This window comes from Mesorhizobium sp. WSM4849 (genome assembly GCF_055811385.1).
On sequence record NZ_JBVVPW010000026.1, the window covers coordinates 19,188 to 37,316 of the forward strand.

The following is an 18,129-nucleotide window of genomic DNA, read 5'->3' on the forward strand; positions in this document are numbered from 1 at the left end:
GCTAAGCGCCTATCTCGAGGTCGAACACCATCAGCCCGTCGGTTCCGCCTTCAAGCGCCGCGACCAGCCGAGCGCCGGCTCGGCTGTGAGCCTCATGCGCCAGGTAGGCGTCGCGTGCGGCGGCATCGCGGAAGTCGATGGTGAAGCCGTGCGTGAAGCCGCGCGCGAACGGCTCTGGGCTGGTGTTGGCGCTGAATTCGACCTTGCCAATACCGTCGATCACCCGCCGCAGCGCCTCAAGATCGGCATGGATTGCCGCGCGCTCGGTGGCGTCGACGTCATTGCGGAATCGAACGAAAACACAGTGCCTGATCATTCTTGCGATCTCATGCCGCTTGGTTGGTGGAAAACACGGCCGGCGGCAGTGGTTCGCGGCCAAGGATCAGATCGGCGCCCTTTTCTCCGACCATGATCGTCGGCGCATTGGTGTTGGATGAGGGGATGCGCGGCATCACCGAGGCGTCGCAGACGCGCAACCCTTCGATACCACGCAGCCTGAGATCCGGCGTCACCACGCTCATCGCATCATGGCCCATACGGCAGGTGCCGACAGGGTGGTGGTCGGTCTTGGAACTGCGGCAGGCATAGTCGAACAGCTCGTCGCCGCTGGTGAGTGTCGGTCCCGGCAGCACCTCGCGCAGCACGTAAGGGGCAAGCGCCTTCTGCCGCATGATCTCGCGTGCCAGCCTGAGCCCCTTGATCGACATGTCGCGATCGTAGGGGTCGGACCAGTAATTCGGATCGATCAGCGGGCTGTCGGCCGGGTCGGCGCTGTTCAGCCGCACCGTGCCGCGCGAATGAGGGCGCAGGAAGGCCGAGTTCAGCGTCACGCCCGGATTTTTCAGTTTCTCGACACCGGCCTCGATGCCGGAGCCGAGGCCGAGATGGAGCTGGATATCGGGCGAGGCGGCGGTCGGGTCGGCGTACCAGAAGCCGCCGGTCTCGAACAGGCTGGAGGCAACCGGGCCTTTTTTCAACAGCAGGTACTGCAGGCCGGCCCACACCGTCCGGTGCAGCTTGGCGTAGTTGTCGTAGGTGTGGTCCCCGGTGCATTCGGCAATGACGAACAGGTCGAGATGATCCTGCAGGTTGGAGCCGACGCCGGGCAGGTCGTGGACTGGCGTCACGCCGACCGACTTCAGATGATCGGCCGGGCCGATGCCCGATTGCATCAAGAGCTTCGGCGAGCCGATGGCGCCTGACGAGACGATCACTTCGCGCTCGGCACGCAGGGTCGTCGGCTGGCCGCCCGGCCTGTCGACGATCTCGACACCGACGGCGCGGCCTTTCTCGACGACGATGCGCGTCACCAGCACGCCGGTCCTGACGGTCAGGTTCTTGCGCTCGCGGATCGGTCTGAGATAGGCGACCGAGGCGGAGGAGCGTCTCGCGTCCTTCTGCGTCAATTGGTAATAACCGACGCCTTGTTGGGCTATTCCGTTGAAGTCCGGATTGAAGGGTATGCCCATCTCCTGTCCGGCGCGGAAATAAGCCTCGCAGATCGGCAGCGGCGCAATCGGGTTCGACACGCCGAGCGGACCCTGGTCGCCGTGAAAATCGTTGGCGTAGCGCTGGTTGTTCTCGGCCCGCTTGAAATAGGGCAGCACGTCGCGATAGCCCCAGCCGGCAAGGCCCTCTTCCTTCTCCCAGGCGTCGTAATCGCGGGCGTTGCCGCGTGTATAGATCTGGGCGTTGATGGAGGAGCCGCCGCCGATCACCTTGGCCTGTGTGTACCGGAAGACGCGGTCCTTCATGTGCTTTTGCGGCACGGTCGACCAGCCCCAGGCGGCGATGCCCCTGGTCATCTTGGCGAAACCGGCCGGCATGTGGATCAGCGGGTGCCAGTCCTTGCCGCCGGCCTCGAGCAGCAGCACCTGATGCGACGGATCTTCGCTCAGCCGGTTGGCCAGGACGCAGCCGGCCGGGCCGGCGCCGACGATGATGTAGTCGGTCATGGCGTCACCTGTTCACAGCCTCGGCACCGACAGCGCACCGTCGACATTGATGATCGAGCCGGTCGAAAAACCGAGCTTGCCGCCGGCGAGTGCCGCCACCGCGGCCCCGACATCGGCGGCTTCGCCCCAGCGCTTCGCCGGCACCAGACCGCCGTCGATCAGCGCGTCGTATTTGGCGGTGACGCCTGATGTCATGTCGGTGCGGATGATGCCCGGCCGCACCTCGAACACGCCGATATTTTCGGCGGCGAGCCGCAACCCCAGGGTCTTTACCCACATCGAAAGTCCGGCCTTGGAGATGCAATAGTCGGCACGTTCCGGCGAGGCCATTTCGGCGCTGACCGAGGTGATGGTGATGATCGATTTTGCACGATCGGCCGGTTGGCCGACCATCGCCTTGGCAACGGCCTGGCTGAGGAAGACGGTGCCGCGCAGGTTGATGCCCAGGATCCGGTCGAAGTTCTCCGGTTTCAATTCCAGTAGGTCGCCGCGTATGACGGCGCCGATGCCGGCATTGTTGACCAGGCAGTCGATGCGGCCGAAGGCGCTTATCGCGGCATCGACCAGTGCTGCATGGCGGTCGAGATCGGCGATGTCGCCGCAATGATAGGCGAATTTCGCGCCGCGGGCGGTGATGTCAGCGGCAAGCCCGTCGCCGGCTTTTTCGGCAAGGTCCACGACAAGGATATCGAAGCCCGCATCGGCCAGCGCTTCGGCGCAAGCAAGGCCGATGCCGCGCGCGCCGCCGGTAACGATGGCTGCCGGGCGGCTCATGCGACAAGCTCCGTCTTGCGGATGTGATCGGCGACGCGCAGCGCTTGTGCTGCGATCGACAGTGCCGGATTGACCGCGGCCGAGTTCGGCAGGAAGCTAGCGTCGACGACAAACAGGTTGTGGTGGTCGAACGAGCGGCAGAACGGGTCGAGCGGCGAGGTTGCCGGATCGTCGCCCATCTTGACCGTGCCGCACTGGTGCGATGGCGTGCGCTTGTCGAAAGGCCGCGACAGGACGATCGGATAGCCGCAGGCGCGGAAATTCTCGCGCATCACCTTGGTCAGCCCGTCGAGCGACTGCATATTGGAGCGCCGCCACTGCATGACGATGTCCTTGCCGTCGACCATGAAGCGGCTTTCGGGATCGGGCAGGTCCTCGCACATCAGGTACCAGTCGACGGCGTGGCCGGCCAGGAAATCCAGCGCGAATTTGGGTGCAAGCTTGACGTTGGCCCTCAGGATATAACCGTCGATCTTACCGAGAAGCTGGACGTTACCGAGCGGCTTGCCACCCTTGCCATCGGACAGGTAGTAATCGTTGAGCATCAGCGTCTTCTGGTAGACAGATGTGTTCCTGCGGCGCGGGTCGATCGCCAGCATGGCGCTCGAATTGTGGTTCATGAAGTTGCGGCCGACCTGGTCGGAACGGTTGGCGAGGCCCTTGCCGTCGTGAGATGGCGAGCGCAGCAGGATGACCGCCGAATTGACCGCGCCGGCCGAGAGGATGACCAGCTTCGGCGTCACTTTCTTCAGCGTGCCATTCTGGCGATAGTGAACGGCGGCGATCGTCCTGGCATCCGATGCCGCTTCGAGATATTCGACATGGGCACCGGTCTCGAGCTTGATGTTCCGGTCGGTAAGTGCCGCCGCGAGCGGCCCCGTTTGGGCGTCGACCTTGCCGGTCCCGGTGTTGGGAAACGCGTCCCAGCCTGTCTTGCCGTCCTTTAGCCAGGCATCGATGTCGACGCCGAGCGGCAGCGATGCCGGGTGCAGGCCGAGCCCCTTGAGTTCGGCGCGGGCGCGGGCGATCGGCGGCTCGTCGGGCACCGGCCCGAAGGGATAGGGGATCGAGTGGAACGGCTCGGTCGGGTCTTCGCCGAGTGCGCCGCGCACGCGAAAAAGCTGCTCGGCCTTGGAATACCAAGGCTCGAATTCCTCATAGGAGAACGGCCAGGCCGGCGAGACGCCGCCATAGTGCTCCATGGCCGAAAAGTCTTCCCTGCGGTAGCGGATCAGCACCGCGCCATAGAATTTCGAATTGCCGCCGACATAGTAGTAGTTGCCGGGATTGAACGCAGCACCCCCGGCCTCGAGCCACATTTCCTTCGGCCGATAGTGGCCGTCGACGAAGATGGCGCGCGTGTCGCGCGTATGCGGCGTCGCCGGCAGCGGTTCGCCGCGCTCCAGCATCAGGATCGAGGCGCCACTGCCGGCAAGGCCGGAAGCGATCGTGGCGCCGCCGATGCCGGAGCCGATGATGACGATGTCCGGGTTTGTCATGGCTGTCAGAGGATACGGTTCTCGGTCGCCGGATCGAAGAACACCGCCTTGGTCAGGTTGAAGGCGAGCGGCGTGACCGTGCCCGGCTGGATATTGGCGTCGGCGCGCAGCCGCGCCACCACCGCCTTGCCGCCGAGATTGGTGACGGCGAAGGTATCGGAGCCGGCCGGTTCCACGACTTCGATGTGACAGTCGGCGGTGGCGATGTTCGATGCGTTGCGTTCGGCTCCTTCAGGATCGGTCAGGGCCTCGGGGCGGACGCCGAAGATTATCGGCTTGCTGTGGAATGCCGACAGACCCGTCGGCGCATCGGCCAGCGGCAGCGAGATCGGCTCGCGCGCCTCGCGCTGCAGCACCACGGAAAGCGCATTGCCATTGCCGCCGATCGTCGCCGGAATCAGATTCATCGCCGGCGAGCCCATGAAGTCGGCAACAAACAGGTTAGTCGGGTTGTTATAGATTTCGGCCGGCGTGCCGAACTGCTGCACCTCGCCGTCGCGCATCACCGCGATCTTGGTGGCCAGCGTCATCGCTTCGATCTGGTCGTGGGTGACATAGACGATTGTCGTGCCGGTGGTCGCGTGCAGCCGCTTGATCTCGATGCGCATGTCGACGCGCAGCTTGGCGTCGAGATTGGACAGCGGCTCGTCGAAGAGAAAGAGCTTGGGGTCGCGCACCAGCGCGCGGCCCATGGCGACGCGCTGGCGCTGGCCGCCGGAAAGCTGGCTCGGCTTGCGCTGCAGGAGGTGGCCGATCTGCAGCACCTTCGCCACCTTGTCGATCGCCTTCTGGCGCTCCGCTGCCGGCACGCCGCGCATCTCCATGCCGAAGGCAATGTTCCCCGCGACGGTCATGTTCGGATAGAGCGCGTAGCTCTGGAACACCATGGCGATGTCGCGTTTCGAGGGGTGGAGATCGTTGATCGTCCGTCCATCGACACGGATTTCGCCTTCGGTGATGGTTTCGAGGCCGGCGATGGTGTTGAGCAAGGTCGACTTGCCGCAGCCGGACGGGCCAACCAGCACCAGGAAGCCGCCCTTTTCGAGATCGACGTCGATGCCCTTCAGGATCTCGACCGATCCGAACCGCTTCCTCAGCCCATTAATTTCGAGAAAAGCCATTCGATTATCCTTTGACGGCGCCGGCCATCAGGCCGCGCACAAAATAGCGGCCAGCGACCACATAGACGAGAAGGGTCGGCAGTGCGGCGATCATCGCTGCCGCCATGTTGACGTTGTATTCGACGACACCGGTCGAGGTATTGACGACGTTGTTCAGCGCCACGGTCATCGGCATCGCGTCACCGGTGCCGGCATAGGCCGAGGCGAACAGGAAGTCGTTCCAGATGTTGGTGAACTGGTAGATGACGGTGACGACGAAGATCGGCATCGAATTCGGCAGCATGATGCGCCGGAAGATCTGGAAGAAGCTGGCTCCGTCGACCTGTGCCGCCTTGACCAGTTCGGTCGGGAACGCCTCGTAATAATTGCGGAAGAACAAAGTGGTGAAGCCGAGCCCATAGACGACGTGGACAAAGACCAAGTTGACTGTCGGATTGCCCAAGCCGAATGAAAATCCCGTGGCGTTTCGCAGCGTCACGCCGAAGCGGCCGAGGCTGCCGAGGATCGTTGCCATCGGCAACAGCACCGACTGGAACGGAATGAAGCAGGCAAACAGCATCAGCCCGAAGACCAGCGTGTGGCCGCGGAAGCGCCATTTGGTCAGGACATAGCCGTTGAGCGCGCCGAGCAGCGTCGAGATCAGCACCGCCGGAACCACCATCTTGATGGAATTCCAGAAATAGCCCTTGATGCCGGCGCAGGTCAGGCCGACGCAGGTCTCGCCCCACGCCTTCAGCCACGGCTCGAAGGTCGGCGCCTGCGGCAGCGCCAGCATGTTGCCGTTCTGGATCTCGTCCATCGTCTTGAACGAAGTCACCAGCATGACGAACAGCGGCATCAGGTAGAACAGCGCGAACAGCGCCAGCAGGCCGTAGATGACGATGCGGTTGACGGTCCTGGCGCTGATGCCGCCAGTGCGAGCGGGCGAGGCAATGACGCTCATCGCGGTCGCTCCCTGAGCTCGGAATAGAGATAGGGCACGATGATCGCGGTGATGGTCATCAGCATGATCACGGCGCTGGCCGAGCCGACGGCCATTTCGTTGCGCTTGAAGGTGTACTCATACATGAAGTTCGACGGCAGCCAAGCTGAGCCGCCCGGCCCGCCGCTGGTCAGTGCTACGACCAGATCGTAGGACTTGATGGCGAGGTGCGCGAGCACGATGAAGGCCGAGAGGAACACCGGCCGCAGCAGCGGGATGACGATGCGGCGATAGAGCTGGAACGTGGTTGCGCCGTCGATCTGCGCCGCCTTCATGATCTCCCCGTCGATGCCGCGAAGGCCGGCGAGGAACATCGCCATGACGAAGCCCGAGGCCTGCCAGACGCCGGCGATCACCACGGTGTAGATGACGAAATCCTTGTTCTTGATCCAATCGAAATGGAAGCTCGTCCAGCCCCACTGGTGCAGCGTTTGCTCGAGGCCGAGGCCGGGATCGAGGAACCATTTCCAGGCGACGCCGGTGACGATGAAGGATAGCGCCATCGGATAGAGATAGATCGGCCTCAACATGCCTTCGCCGCGGATCTTCTGGTCGAGCAGGATGGCCAGGAAAAGGCCGAGCGCCAGGCAGATGAAGATGTAGAGAAAGCCGAAAATGCCCATATTGGTGATCGACGTGTACCAGCTCGACGGCGGGTCGCTCTCGAAAGTCCAGCGCCATAGCCGCTGATAGGCCCGCGGCCCGGTGAGCGCATAGGACGGGAAGGTCTTGGAATTGGTGAACGACAGATAGACCGTCCACAGGATGAAGCCGTAGACGAAGACGATTGTGATCGCAAAGCTTGGCGCCAGTACGATCTTCGGCAGCGCGTCCTGCAGGCGCGAACGCATGGAGACACCCGGGCGGGCATTATGCTCCGGCGTCAGCTTGATCTGGGTCGCGACCGTAGTCATGGGCTCCTCCCTCTCGGGTCCCTTCACCGCCAGGCGGGGAAGGATAGCCCCGTCGAGACGGGGCGTGTTGGTTGATCGCCGGCGCCATTCCGACCAGAGGCCGACCATCCTGGCTTGGTGGAACCTTCCCCACCGGAGCGGGGAAGGGTCCTTTCATGCCGGTTCTTATTTGGCGTCTTCGATTGCGTTAACCAGCTGGGTCACGGCCTCGTCCGAGGTCTTGATCTGGCCGTGGACGAACTTCGAGACGACGTCCTTATAGGCATTGGCGACAGCCGGCGGCGCGCCATAGCCTTGCGCCAGCGAACCGAACAGCGTGCCGCCTTCGTTGGCGGCCTTCAGGTCGGCCATGCCCTTCTTGCCGCAAGCGTCGAAGTCGGTGTCGGGCACGTCGGTGCGGGCCGGGACCGAGCCCTTGACGACGTTGAAAGCCGACTGGAAGCTCTTCGACAAAGTGGCGGTGGCCAAGGCGGCCTGAGCGGCCTTGCGGTCCTCCGGAACGTCGAACATGCCGAACATGTCGGAGTTGTAGACCACGCTGCCGTCGGTGCCCGGGAAGCGGTAGCACAGGAAGTCGGTGCCCGGGGTCTTCTTGGCGGCGTTGAATTCGCCCTTGGCCCAGTCGCCCATGACCTGCACCAGCGCATCGCCCTTGATGACCATGGCGGTGGCAAGGTTCCAGTCGCGGCCGGAGAAGTTCGGGTCGACATAGGTGACGAGCTTGGCAAGGTTGTCGAACGACTTCTTCATCGTGTCGGACTTCAGCTGCTCCTCGTCGAGGTCGTTGAAGGCCTTCTTGTAGAACTCAGGTCCGCCGGTCGACAGCACGACCGAATCGAACATGGTGGCTTCCTGCCAGTTCTGGCCGCCGAGCGCGAGCGGGATGACGCCCGCCGCCTTGGCCTTGTCGAGCAGCGCGATGAATTCGTCGAAGGTCTTGGGCTCGGTGCCGCCGATCTTGTCCATCACCGCCTTGTTGATCCACAGCCAGTTGACGGAGTGGACGTTGACCGGAGCCGCGACCCACTTGCCGTCATAGACCGAGAATTTCTGCAGGGCGGCCGGAACGGATTTGTCCCAGCCTTCCTTTACCGCCGTCTCGGTCAGGTCGCCCATCACGCCGGCCGCGGCATAATCGAGCACGGTATAGCCGAGCATCTGGGAGGCGGTCGGGTAGTTGCCGGCCGCGACCATCGCCTTCAGCGCGGTCATGGCGGCGTCGCCGCCGCCGCCGGCCACGGGCACGTCCTTCCAGGCAAAGCCTTGCTTGGCCAGATCCTCCTTGAGCACGTTCAAGGCAGCCGCTTCGCCGCCAGACGTCCACCAATGCAGCATCTCGACTTCCTTGACGTCCTGGGCATGGGCTGCGAACGCAAGACCCGAGCCGAGAGCCGTTCCGATAAGCAATTTGCGCAACATGTACTTCCTCCCTTGTTGCAGCTACACGACCGGCGATTGTCCGCCGGGTTCTTCCCAACTCAGCCGACCCACCATCCGGTGCGCTGGCCGCGATGAAACTGGATTGTCTTTTCTTCGGTATAGTCCTCAACGGCGCGCTTGCCGAGTTCGCGTCCGAGACCGGACTGCTTGTAGCCTCCGAAAGGCAGCTCGGGATAACCTTCCATGAACGTGTTCACCCAAACGGTTCCCGAACGCGCATTCCGCGCCACCGACATGCAGGTGTCGATGCTGGCGCTCCACACGCCCGCCGATAGACCATAAGGCGTGTTGTTGGCGATGCGCAACGCCTCTTCAATCGATCCAAACGTCAGCACCGACAGCACCGGTCCAAACACTTCTTCACGCGCAATGGCCATGTCTTCGGTGACGCCGCGAAGGATGGTCGGATCGAGATATTGACCGGCACTGGAGGCGATTTGCTTGCCGCCGCTATAGATGCTGCTGCCGTCGTTTGCCGCCGCCGCCACGTAGCCGGTCACCTTGGAAAGGTGCTCGGAAGAGATCATCGCGCCGACCTTGGTGCTGATATCGAGCGGATCGCCGACGGTGACCCGTGCGGTGAGCGCCTTCACTGCGCCGAGGAAGTCGTCGGCTATCGCCTCGTGGACGATTAGCCGGCTGCCGGCGTTGCAGCATTCGCCAGCGTTGAAAAAGCCGCCGAACACCGCCGCGTCGGCGGCGGCATCGAGGTCGGCGTCTGGAAAGACGATCTGGCCGTTCTTGCCGCCGAGCTCCATCGAGACTTTCTTCAGCGAGTTCGCAGCCGACGCCATGGTCATCTTGCCGACCCGGGTGGAGCCGGTGAACGACACCATCTCGACCAGCGGATGGCTGACCATTGCGGCGCCGACATCGGCGCCCAGACCAGCGAGGATGTTGACAACGCCATCCGGCAAGCCGGCCTGCATCAGGATGTCGCCGAGCACGAAGGTGGAGGCCGAGGTCATCTCGCTCGGCTTGACCACCGCCGTGCAGCCGGCGGCGAGCGCGAACGGTAGTTTCTGGCTGACGATGAGGAAGGGAAAATTCCACGGCGTGATGATCGAGACGACGCCGATCGGTTCACGCAGCACGACGCCCAGCATGGCGTCGCCGAGGTTGGCGTAGGTTTCGCCATGGAGCGTGCGGGCAAGCGCCGCGGCATAGCGCCAGATGTCGACGGCGCCGCCGATCTCGCCGCGCGCCTGGGCGATCGGCTTGCCGGATTCCAGCGCGTCGAGCCGGGCAATCTCCTCGAGCCGCGCCTCGATCAGGTCCGCCGCCTTGAGCAGGATCGCTGCGCGCTCTGCTGCCTTCATGCGCGGCCAAGGGCCGGTCTCAAAAGCCTTGTGCGCGGCGGTCACCGCCGCCTCGACTTCGGCCGCGCCGGCTTGTGCATAGCGCGAAACGGTGAAGCCGTGGCCGGGGCTGTTGCGCTCCAGTGTGCGGCCGTCGCGCGCATCGACGAACTTGCCGTCGATTAGCAGCCGGTAGGTCTTCGGCGTCGCGGCTGCCTCGGCGGGCATGGCGATGGTGAGGGGCAAGTTCATGTGATTTCCAGGTTCCGCTCGCATTCTATGATCTTGAAAACGCTGGTTTCTGCTTGGCCTTGAAAGCGTCGACACCAGCCTTGAGATCGCCGGTCAGCGCGATGAAGCCACTGGCCAGCGCCTCTGTCGCGGCAGCACTTTCCTCGCCCTCGGCGACCGCGATCATCAGCTTGGCGGCCTGCGTTGCCAGCGGGCCGCGCTCGGAGATCTTGCCGGCCCAGGCCTTGGCCTCGATGAACGCCTTGCCCGTGTCGACCACCCGGTCGACGATGCCCAGAGCGAGTGCTTCGGCCGCCACGAACGTCTCGCCGCCGATTGCCATGCGCCGCACCGTCTGCGCGCCGAAGCGGCGCACCGCGCGCTGCGTGCCGGACCAGCCGGGCACCACGCCGATCGAGGTTTCCGGGAAGCCTAATTTCACCTGCGCCTCGGCGACCCGGAAGTCGCAGGCGACCGCCAGTTCAAGCCCGCCGCCCAGCGCATGGCCGGACAGCACGGCGATGGTCGGCTGCCGTAGCCGCGCCAGCCGGTCGAAGACGCGGTGGCCATAGCGCACCCATTGCACCTGGAAATCGGCGGCACTCATTCGCGACCACGCTTCGACGTCGCCGCCGGCGCAAAAGCCCTTGCCTTCGCCACACAGCAGCACGACGCGGACGCCGTCCGCGGCCTCGGCCGTATCGAGCGCGGCTTCCAGCGCGCGCAGCATCGGGATGTCGAGCGCGTTGAATTTCTCCGGCCGGCGAAGCGTGACGATGCCGAGGTCGCCGTCGGTTTCAAAGGTGACGAGACGCTCAGCCATGCGCGCCTCCAAGCGAGGCGCCGCCATTGAGCGACAGTCCGATCGGCCGGTCACGGTAGAGCGCGTCCGGCGTGACTTTCAGGTCGTTGGCGACGGCGAGCGGAATCTCGGCCTGCGCCAGCACGTCGCGCTGAAGATCGATACCGGGTGCCAGCTCAGTCACCATCAGCCCATCCGGCGTCAGCTTCATCACGCAGCGTTCGGTGACATAGGTGATGTCCTGTCCTTGCGCGACCGCGCGCTTGCCCGAGAAGGAGATGTGCTCGACCTCGCCGACCACTTTCTTGACCTTGCCTTCCCCGTCGATACTGATGCCGCCATCGGCCAGCGACAGCTTGGCGCCGGCATTGAAGAAGCCGGAAAACACGATCTTCTTCGCTCGCGCAGTGATGTCGACAAAGCCGCCGGCGCCGGCGGTGACATGCGGCCTCGCCGAAAGCTTCGACACGTTGACCGAGCCGTGGCGGTCGATCTGCAGGAAGGACAGCAGCGAGGCGTCGAAACCGCCGCCCTGGAAGTAGATGAACTGGTGTGGCGAAGGCATGAACGCGTCGGCGTTCGACGAGCAGCCGAACTTGAAGTCGAGCAGCGGCACGCCGCCGACCGCGCCCTGTTCGATTACCCAGGTGACCTTGCCGTGCTGGCCTTCCTCGATAAGGATGCGCGGCACGTTGGCCGAGATGCCGAAGCCGATATTGACGGCCATGCCGTCGGCAAGCTCCATCGCGACGCGCCGCGCGATCACCTTCTGGACGCTCATCTCGGCATTGCGGAAGGTCGACAGCGGCCGGAAGATCTCGCCCGAGATCGCCGGATCGTAGGGCGTCAGCGTCGTCTGCAACTGGTCGGGCGCCACCACGATATGGTCGACCAGCACACCGGGCACGCGCACGTCATGCGGCTTCAGCGTGCCGTTCTCGACGACGCGCTTGACTTGCGCGATGACGATGCCGCCATTGTTGCGAGCGGCGAGCGCCTGTTCCAGCCCACCGAGATAGGCGCCCTCATGCTCATAGGTGAGGTTGCCGCGCTCGTCGGCTGTTGTCGCCCGGATGATTGAGACGTCAGGCACGATAGAGCGGAAGTAGAGCCATTCCTCGCCGTCGAACTGCTGCACCGAAACGATCGGCTCGCCGGCCGCCGCATTCATGGCGCAGCCCTGGTGACGCGGGTCGGCGAACGTGTCGAGGCCGACCTTGGTCAGCACGCCGGGGCGCTTGGCGGCGGCTTCGCGGTGCATGTCGAACAGGATGCCGGAGGGCACGTTGTAGGCGGCGACCGAATTGTCGCCGATCATCTTCCATATCTGCGGCGGTTCCGAAGAGGACGGGCCGGACGGATAGGAGCCGCACAGCGTGCGCTTCAACAGGCCGGGCTTGGCCAGATGGTCGATACCCCTAATGCCGTACATGTCGCCGGCGGCGATTGGATGCAGCGTCGTGATGTCCTTGGGATGGCCTTCCGCTTCGAAGCGCTCACCGATGGAGGCGAGCACCGCATCCGGGCAGCCGAGGCCGCTCGACGACGACACGGAAACGACCATGCCGTCCCTGATCAGGCTGGCGGCTTGCGCTGCGGAGACGAGCTTGCTCACCCTGCGCCCCTTAGATTCGGATCGATCGGGGTTTCGGATCGATCGCGGCTGATTTGCCGGACTTGGCGGATTGCAATGCCGCCTCGGCTGATGTCAGCGACCAGACGCCGTCCTCGCCAGTGGCCGACGGCTGGCCTTCGCCACGGATTGCCGCATGGAACTGGCGCAAGGACCTGACATAGAGATCTTCGCGGTCGAAGCTCAATTCCTCCTCGCCTTTTGCCGTGCGCAGCAGCACAGAGCCGATCGGCTTCTGCGTCATCACATCTTTTGCGATCAGGGAGCCTTCGCTGCCATGCACCTCGAAGCCGGTACCGGCGAATTTGGTGGTGAAGCCCTCATGCGACTGGGCGATGATGCCCGATTTGAAGCGCCAGATGCACATGGCGCCGTCCTCCAGGCCGCCGGCGGCCATGCCAGCGGCCTGGGTGAACGCCGAAACCTCGAGCGGATCGTCATCGAGCACGAAACGCAGCGTGTCGGCATCGTGCACGGTGATGTCGAGCACGACGCCGCCGCCGGCTTCCGGCCTGGTGATGCGCCAACCCTGCAAATTCTCAGGCAGATAGACGGAGTGAAAGACGCGCGCAGCGATCGGCTTGCCGATGCGGCCGGCGGCGATGGCTTCGCGCATCGCCCGGTGCGAGCCGGCATTGCGCAAATGATGGTTGGTGCCGAGCACGACGCCGGCCGCCTTGGCGACGGCGACCATCTTGCGCGCATCGGCGCTGGTCAGCGCGAGAGGCTTTTCGCACAGCACATGTTTTCCCGCCCTGATGGCGGCTAGTGCCTGTTCGAGATGCAGTTCGTTGGTGGTCGAGATGTAGACGGCGTCGATGTCGGAGCCGAGCAATTCATCGAGTGTCGAGACGGCAAGCGGAATGCCGTTCTCCCTGGCATAGGAAGTGGCGCGCTCCGTGCTGGAACTCATCACCGCCGTGATCTCGCTGTTCGGTTGCGCGCGGATGGCATTGATCATGAATTGCCTGGCGATCGTGCTTGCGCCGATCAGTCCCCATTTGACGGTCATGCCGCGTCTCCCATTCCAGCGCGGCGATCAGGACCGCAACTGTCCCTGACGACGAGGTTGACGGCGCCGATATGATCCTCGGCGCGCGTGGTGCGCGACTGGATCATCTTCAGCATGACATGGGCGGCGCGCTCGCCCAGGCCTGCCGAATCCACCGCGACGCTGGTCAGCGCCGGCATGTAATGCTGGGCTTCGATCACGTCGTCGAAGCCGACGACGGCGAAATCCGCGCCGGGCTCGAGGCCGCGCTTGCGCAGCGCCAGCATGACGCCGAAGGCGACCGCATCGTTGAAGCACAGCGCCGCGGTCGGGGGCTCGGCCATGGCGAGGGCCGTCTCCAGGCAGGCAATGCCGCCCTTGCGGCTGGTTTCGCCTTCGACGACGAGCGTATCGCGTTTGGCGATGCCGAGCCCCTCGCAGGCCTCGCGAAAACCGCCCAGCCGCTCGTGATAGACCACCAGATCCGATGAGCCGCCGAAGAAGGCCAGCCGGCGATGCCCTTTGCCGATCAGATGGGCGGTGGCGAGCCAGGCGCCGCGATGATTGTCAGGCGCGATCACCGGGATGCGGCTTTCAGGAAGCCGTCGCATGGTGAAGACGATCGGAAGCCCCGCCGTCTCGATGCGGCGGAAAGCACCAGGGGTCGTGCCGCGCGCCGGCGACACGATCAGCCCGGCGACACCTTGCTCCATCAGCGATTTCAGCACCTCTTCCTGGCGCACCGGGTTCTCCGCCGTGTTGGCGATGAACGGCACGATGCCCGCCGACTGGAAGACACGCTCCATGCCGACCGCCATTTCGGCGAAAAACGGGTTGGTAAGGTCGTTGATGACCATGCCGATGACGTTGGAATGGGCCTTGCGCAGATTGGCGGCGCCGCGGTTGTAGACATAGCCGACATCCTCGATCGCCTTGCGAACCTTCAGCGCGGTCTCAGGCCGGATCAAGCCGCTGCCCTGCAGCACGAGCGACACCGTCGACTTGGACACGCCCGCCTCACGGGCAATGTCGAGTATCGTCGCCTTGGGCCTGCTGGCCATCCCGATCGTCCTCCGGTATTTTCTGGTCGAATTTATTGGAACGTTCTAATTCCGTGCTGCATTTGAGTCAATCAGGATTTTCTCGAATCCAGAAAGCGAGTACCCCGCAGCTGAAGGCGGTGCACTCAAAGGGCTTTGTCACTGCGAGGCAGCATTTCGGGGCATGGATTGAGAATCAAAAGGTTCTTGATTTATTGGAACGTTCCATTTATAGGCGCGATCAAAGGGAGAGACCGATGGACATTGCCTTGCCCGGGGAGGGCGGTCGCAGCACTCGCTACCGCCTTGTCGGCCAGCCGGCACAGCCGGTGATCGGCGCGCGGTTTTCGCGCATCGCATATGCCGCCGCCCATGTCGTTGCCGATCCCCTTGAGATGACCGATCCATGGGCTCATCCAGCGGTCGACTGGGAGCGCACGATGGCGTTTCGCAATCATCTGTGGCGGCTCGGCTTCCGCATCGCCGAGGCGATGGATACCGCACAGCGTGGCATGGGTTTCGACTGGACAAACGCCAGGGAATTGATCCGCCGCTCGATCGCCGAGGCGCGAACCGTCGAGGGCGCCGACCTCGCCTCAGGTGCCGGAACAGACCATCTGGCGCCAGGCGCCGTCAGGACACTCGACGATGTCATTGCGGCCTATGAGGAGCAGTTCGATTTCATCGAAGGCCTGGGCGGCACGGCGATCATGATGGCCAGCCGCGCGCTGGCGGCTGTCGCCAAGGGTCCCGACGACTATATAAGCGTCTATGATCGCATCCTGTGCCAGGCATCCGGCAAGGTCATCCTGCACTGGCTGGGCGGCATGTTCGATCCGGCGCTGAAGGGTTATTGGGGCAGCCATGATTTCGACACCGCGCTCGACACGGTCGTCGCCATCATCGAACGCCACGCCGGCAAGGTCGAGGGGATCAAGATATCGCTGCTCGATGCCGGCAAAGAGGTTGCCCTGCGCAACCGGCTGCCGGAAGGGGTCGTCATGTTCACCGGCGACGACTTTAACTACCCCGAGCTGATCGCCGGCGACGGCGAAAGACATTCGCATGCGCTGCTCGGGATTTTCGACGCCATTGCGCCGGTCGCCAATGCCGCGCTGGCGAGGCTGGCCGACGGCGACCGCGCCGGTTATGACGCGCTGATGGCGCCGACGGTATCTCTGTCGCGGAAAATCTTCGAGGCGCCGACCGAGTACTACAAGGCCGGTATCGTCCTCATGGCCTGGCTGAACGGCCACCAGGACCATTTCTCGATGATCGGCGGCATGCAGTCGGCGCGCGGCATTAGCCACTATGCGGATGTGTTCCGTCTTGCCGACCAGGCCGGATTGCTGGCCGACCCGGAACTTGCCGTCGCAAGAATGAAGAACCTGTGCGCCGTGGCGGGCGTCTGAGCGCCAACCGCAAGAAGAGCTCGCCCGAATCTCCGATTTGCCTTGTCCGGGCAAATCTGTATGCGCTATGCGTCCGACGCAGGACCATCTGGCGCGGCGACGCCAGTGGTCATAGCGACCGTTCTGCATAGGGATACGCCAATGGACTTCGACCTAAGGGGCAAGCGCGTTTTCGTGGCCGGGCATCGCGGCATGGTCGGATCGGCCATATTGCGCAGGCTGGCGGACGAGGACTGCGAGGTCCTGACCGCATCCCGCGATGAACTCGACCTGATGGACCAGGCCGGCGTGCGGCGCTGGATGGCAGACCACAGGCCGGATGCGGTGGTGATGGCGGCGGCCAAGGTCGGCGGTATCCTGGCAAACAACAGGTTGCCGGTCGATTTTCTGCAGGACAATCTCATCATGCAGACCAATGTCATCGAGAGCGCTTTTCGCAACGAGGTGCAGAAATTGCTGTTTCTCGGTTCGTCCTGCATCTATCCGAAGTTTGCGGCACAGCCGATCTCCGAGGACGCTTTGCTGACCGGTCCGCTCGAACCGACCAACGAATGGTACGCGATCGCCAAGATCGCTGGGCTGAAACTGTGCCAGGCCTATCGGCGCCAATACGGTGTCGAGTACATCTCGGCGATGCCGACCAACCTCTATGGCCCCGGCGACAATTTCGACCTCTCCACCAGCCATGTCGTACCAGCCCTTATGCGCAAGGCGCACAAGGCCAAGCGGGCCGGCGACAAAACCCTGGAGGTCTGGGGATCGGGCACGCCGATGCGCGAGTTTCTGCATGTCGACGACGCCGCCGACTCTCTGGTCTGGCTGCTGAAAAACTATGCCGGCGACAGCCACGTCAATGTCGGCTCGGGCGAAGACATCACCATTGCCGAACTGGCCCGCACCATGCTCTCCGTCGTCGGAGCCGAGGCGGTGCTCACATTCGATGCGACGAAGCCGGACGGCACGCCGCGCAAGCTGATGGACGTGTCGCGCCTGTTTGCCACGGGCTGGCGCCCGCGGTACTCGCTTCAGAGCGGATTGGAGCAGACCTATGCGTGGTTTCTCCAGCATATTGAGACAGGTGATCTCCGCCTCGGCGCAGCCTGATCTCAATCGACGCTGATTGCTGCCAGCAGACATGACGGCTTGGGCGGCCGTCTCTTGGCCGTGTCCAATGCAAAATCGCTCGCCGACACGCTTGGTTTAGCGTTTCGGATTCACCTGGAGGAGCGATGCCCCCCACCAAATTTCATGATTTCATGTCGTCGATGCGGTCGAAAAGATATTCTCTGCCGACTTCATTGAGAAGCATTGGCTGGGCAAGAAAATCGAGGCGTCCGATTTTGGCATTCTCGAAAATGCGGCATTCACGCGGTCCAGCTTGGACGCGCCCGTAAATCTGCCGGTACGAGAGACGGCGGATTGTCTGGATGGTGGGCGTGACAGGGATTGAACCTGTGACCCCTGCAATGTCAATGCAGTGCTCTCCCGCTGAGCTACACGCCCATCCGAAGCCGCGCATACACCATTTTTGCCACGGCGCGTCAATAGGAGGAAAAGGGAAAGAACGGTTCGCCTCGCCACGCCGCTGAAGGGGTGCCGAAGGCCTGCCAGAATCGGTTCAGGCCGCCTGCAGCATCTTTTCGACTTCGTTGACGAGGTCACGCAGATGGAACGGCTTCGACAGCACCTTGGCGTCTTTCGGCGCCTTGGAATCCGGATTGAGCGCAACGGCGGCGAAGCCGGTGATGAACATGACCTTGAGGTCGGGATCGATCTCGGTGGCGCGGCGGGCGAGTTCTATGCCGTCCATCTCCGGCATGACGATGTCGGTCAAGAGCAGCGAGAAAGGCTCTTCGCGCAGCCGCTCATAGGCGCTGGCACCATTGTCGAAGTCGCTGACCTGGTAGCCGGCACGCTCCAGCGCCTTGACGAGGAACCGGCGCATGTCATCGTCGTCTTCCGCCAGTAGAATGCGTGCCATCTTATCCCGTCCGAATCACCCGTCCGAGACTGCCGTGGGGCAGCCCGTTAACCATC

The 18,129-nt window shown here is 63.6% G+C and carries 16 protein-coding genes and 1 tRNA gene; 2 read left to right on the top strand and 15 right to left on the bottom strand.

Annotation, left to right across the window (positions count from 1 at the left end; all coding sequences use genetic code 11):
* Position 1 precedes the first annotated feature (1 nt).
* From AC0L3L_RS25655 to AC0L3L_RS25715, 13 genes are all read right to left on the bottom strand, one after another.
* Positions 2–316, bottom strand: coding sequence for a Dabb family protein (locus tag AC0L3L_RS25655; RefSeq protein WP_473639692.1), 315 nt, complete (start codon positions 314–316; stop codon positions 2–4).
* A 10-nt stretch (positions 317–326) separates the two neighbouring features.
* A complete protein-coding gene (locus AC0L3L_RS25660; RefSeq protein ID WP_473639694.1) occupies positions 327–1,955 on the bottom strand; it encodes a GMC family oxidoreductase in 1,629 nt (542 codons plus the stop codon).
* Between the two features lie 12 nt (positions 1,956–1,967).
* A complete protein-coding gene (locus tag AC0L3L_RS25665) occupies positions 1,968–2,729 on the bottom strand; it encodes a 3-ketoacyl-ACP reductase (RefSeq protein WP_473639696.1) in 762 nt (253 codons plus the stop codon).
* On the bottom strand, positions 2,726–4,228 hold the full coding sequence (locus AC0L3L_RS25670; RefSeq protein ID WP_473639698.1) for a GMC oxidoreductase: 1,503 nt from the start codon (positions 4,226–4,228) through the stop codon (positions 2,726–2,728). Before AC0L3L_RS25670 ends, AC0L3L_RS25665 begins: the two co-directional genes overlap by 4 nt.
* Before the next feature lie 5 nt (positions 4,229–4,233).
* Positions 4,234–5,349, bottom strand: a complete 1,116-nt coding sequence (locus AC0L3L_RS25675; protein ID WP_123149673.1) for an ABC transporter ATP-binding protein — start codon at positions 5,347–5,349, stop codon at positions 4,234–4,236.
* A 4-nt stretch (positions 5,350–5,353) separates the two neighbouring features.
* Positions 5,354–6,292, bottom strand: a complete 939-nt coding sequence (locus AC0L3L_RS25680) for a carbohydrate ABC transporter permease (RefSeq protein WP_123149672.1) — start codon at positions 6,290–6,292, stop codon at positions 5,354–5,356.
* On the bottom strand, positions 6,289–7,245 hold the full coding sequence (locus tag AC0L3L_RS25685; RefSeq protein ID WP_473639700.1) for a carbohydrate ABC transporter permease: 957 nt from the start codon (positions 7,243–7,245) through the stop codon (positions 6,289–6,291). The genes AC0L3L_RS25680 and AC0L3L_RS25685 overlap by 4 nt, the downstream gene beginning before the upstream one ends.
* A gap of 165 nt (positions 7,246–7,410) precedes the next feature.
* On the bottom strand, positions 7,411–8,664 hold the full coding sequence (locus tag AC0L3L_RS25690; protein ID WP_091600411.1) for an ABC transporter substrate-binding protein: 1,254 nt from the start codon (positions 8,662–8,664) through the stop codon (positions 7,411–7,413).
* A gap of 59 nt (positions 8,665–8,723) precedes the next feature.
* On the bottom strand, positions 8,724–10,235 hold the full coding sequence (locus AC0L3L_RS25695) for an aldehyde dehydrogenase family protein (protein ID WP_473639702.1): 1,512 nt from the start codon (positions 10,233–10,235) through the stop codon (positions 8,724–8,726).
* 25 nt (positions 10,236–10,260) lie between these two features.
* The gene (locus AC0L3L_RS25700) at positions 10,261–11,037 is read right to left on the bottom strand and encodes an enoyl-CoA hydratase/isomerase family protein (RefSeq protein WP_473639704.1); all 777 of its coding nucleotides are present in this window, start codon (positions 11,035–11,037) and stop codon (positions 10,261–10,263) included.
* Positions 11,030–12,631, bottom strand: a complete 1,602-nt coding sequence (locus AC0L3L_RS25705) for an acyl CoA:acetate/3-ketoacid CoA transferase (protein WP_473639706.1) — start codon at positions 12,629–12,631, stop codon at positions 11,030–11,032. The genes AC0L3L_RS25700 and AC0L3L_RS25705 overlap by 8 nt, the downstream gene beginning before the upstream one ends.
* A gap of 10 nt (positions 12,632–12,641) precedes the next feature.
* Positions 12,642–13,661, bottom strand: coding sequence for a Gfo/Idh/MocA family protein (locus AC0L3L_RS25710; protein WP_473639708.1), 1,020 nt, complete (start codon positions 13,659–13,661; stop codon positions 12,642–12,644).
* Positions 13,658–14,701 carry a LacI family DNA-binding transcriptional regulator gene (locus tag AC0L3L_RS25715; protein ID WP_077380352.1) on the bottom strand — a complete coding sequence of 348 codons (1,044 nt, stop codon included), beginning with the start codon at positions 14,699–14,701 and terminating at the stop codon, positions 13,658–13,660. Before AC0L3L_RS25715 ends, AC0L3L_RS25710 begins: the two co-directional genes overlap by 4 nt.
* Before the next feature lie 236 nt (positions 14,702–14,937).
* On the opposite strand from AC0L3L_RS25715, the gene AC0L3L_RS25720 reads away from it, so the two are divergent.
* Positions 14,938–16,092, top strand: a complete 1,155-nt coding sequence (locus AC0L3L_RS25720) for a dihydrodipicolinate synthase family protein (RefSeq protein ID WP_473639710.1) — start codon at positions 14,938–14,940, stop codon at positions 16,090–16,092.
* A gap of 141 nt (positions 16,093–16,233) precedes the next feature.
* Positions 16,234–17,196 (top strand): GDP-L-fucose synthase, encoded by a 963-nt coding sequence (fcl, locus tag AC0L3L_RS25725; protein ID WP_473639712.1) that lies wholly within the window; start codon positions 16,234–16,236, stop codon positions 17,194–17,196.
* A gap of 324 nt (positions 17,197–17,520) precedes the next feature.
* On the opposite strand, the gene AC0L3L_RS25730 is transcribed toward fcl, so the two are convergent.
* A tRNA-Val gene (locus tag AC0L3L_RS25730) sits at positions 17,521–17,595 on the bottom strand.
* A gap of 115 nt (positions 17,596–17,710) precedes the next feature.
* Positions 17,711–18,073 carry a cell cycle two-component system response regulator CpdR gene (gene cpdR / locus AC0L3L_RS25735; protein ID WP_006199474.1) on the bottom strand — a complete coding sequence of 121 codons (363 nt, stop codon included), beginning with the start codon at positions 18,071–18,073 and terminating at the stop codon, positions 17,711–17,713.
* Positions 18,074–18,129 lie beyond the last annotated feature (56 nt).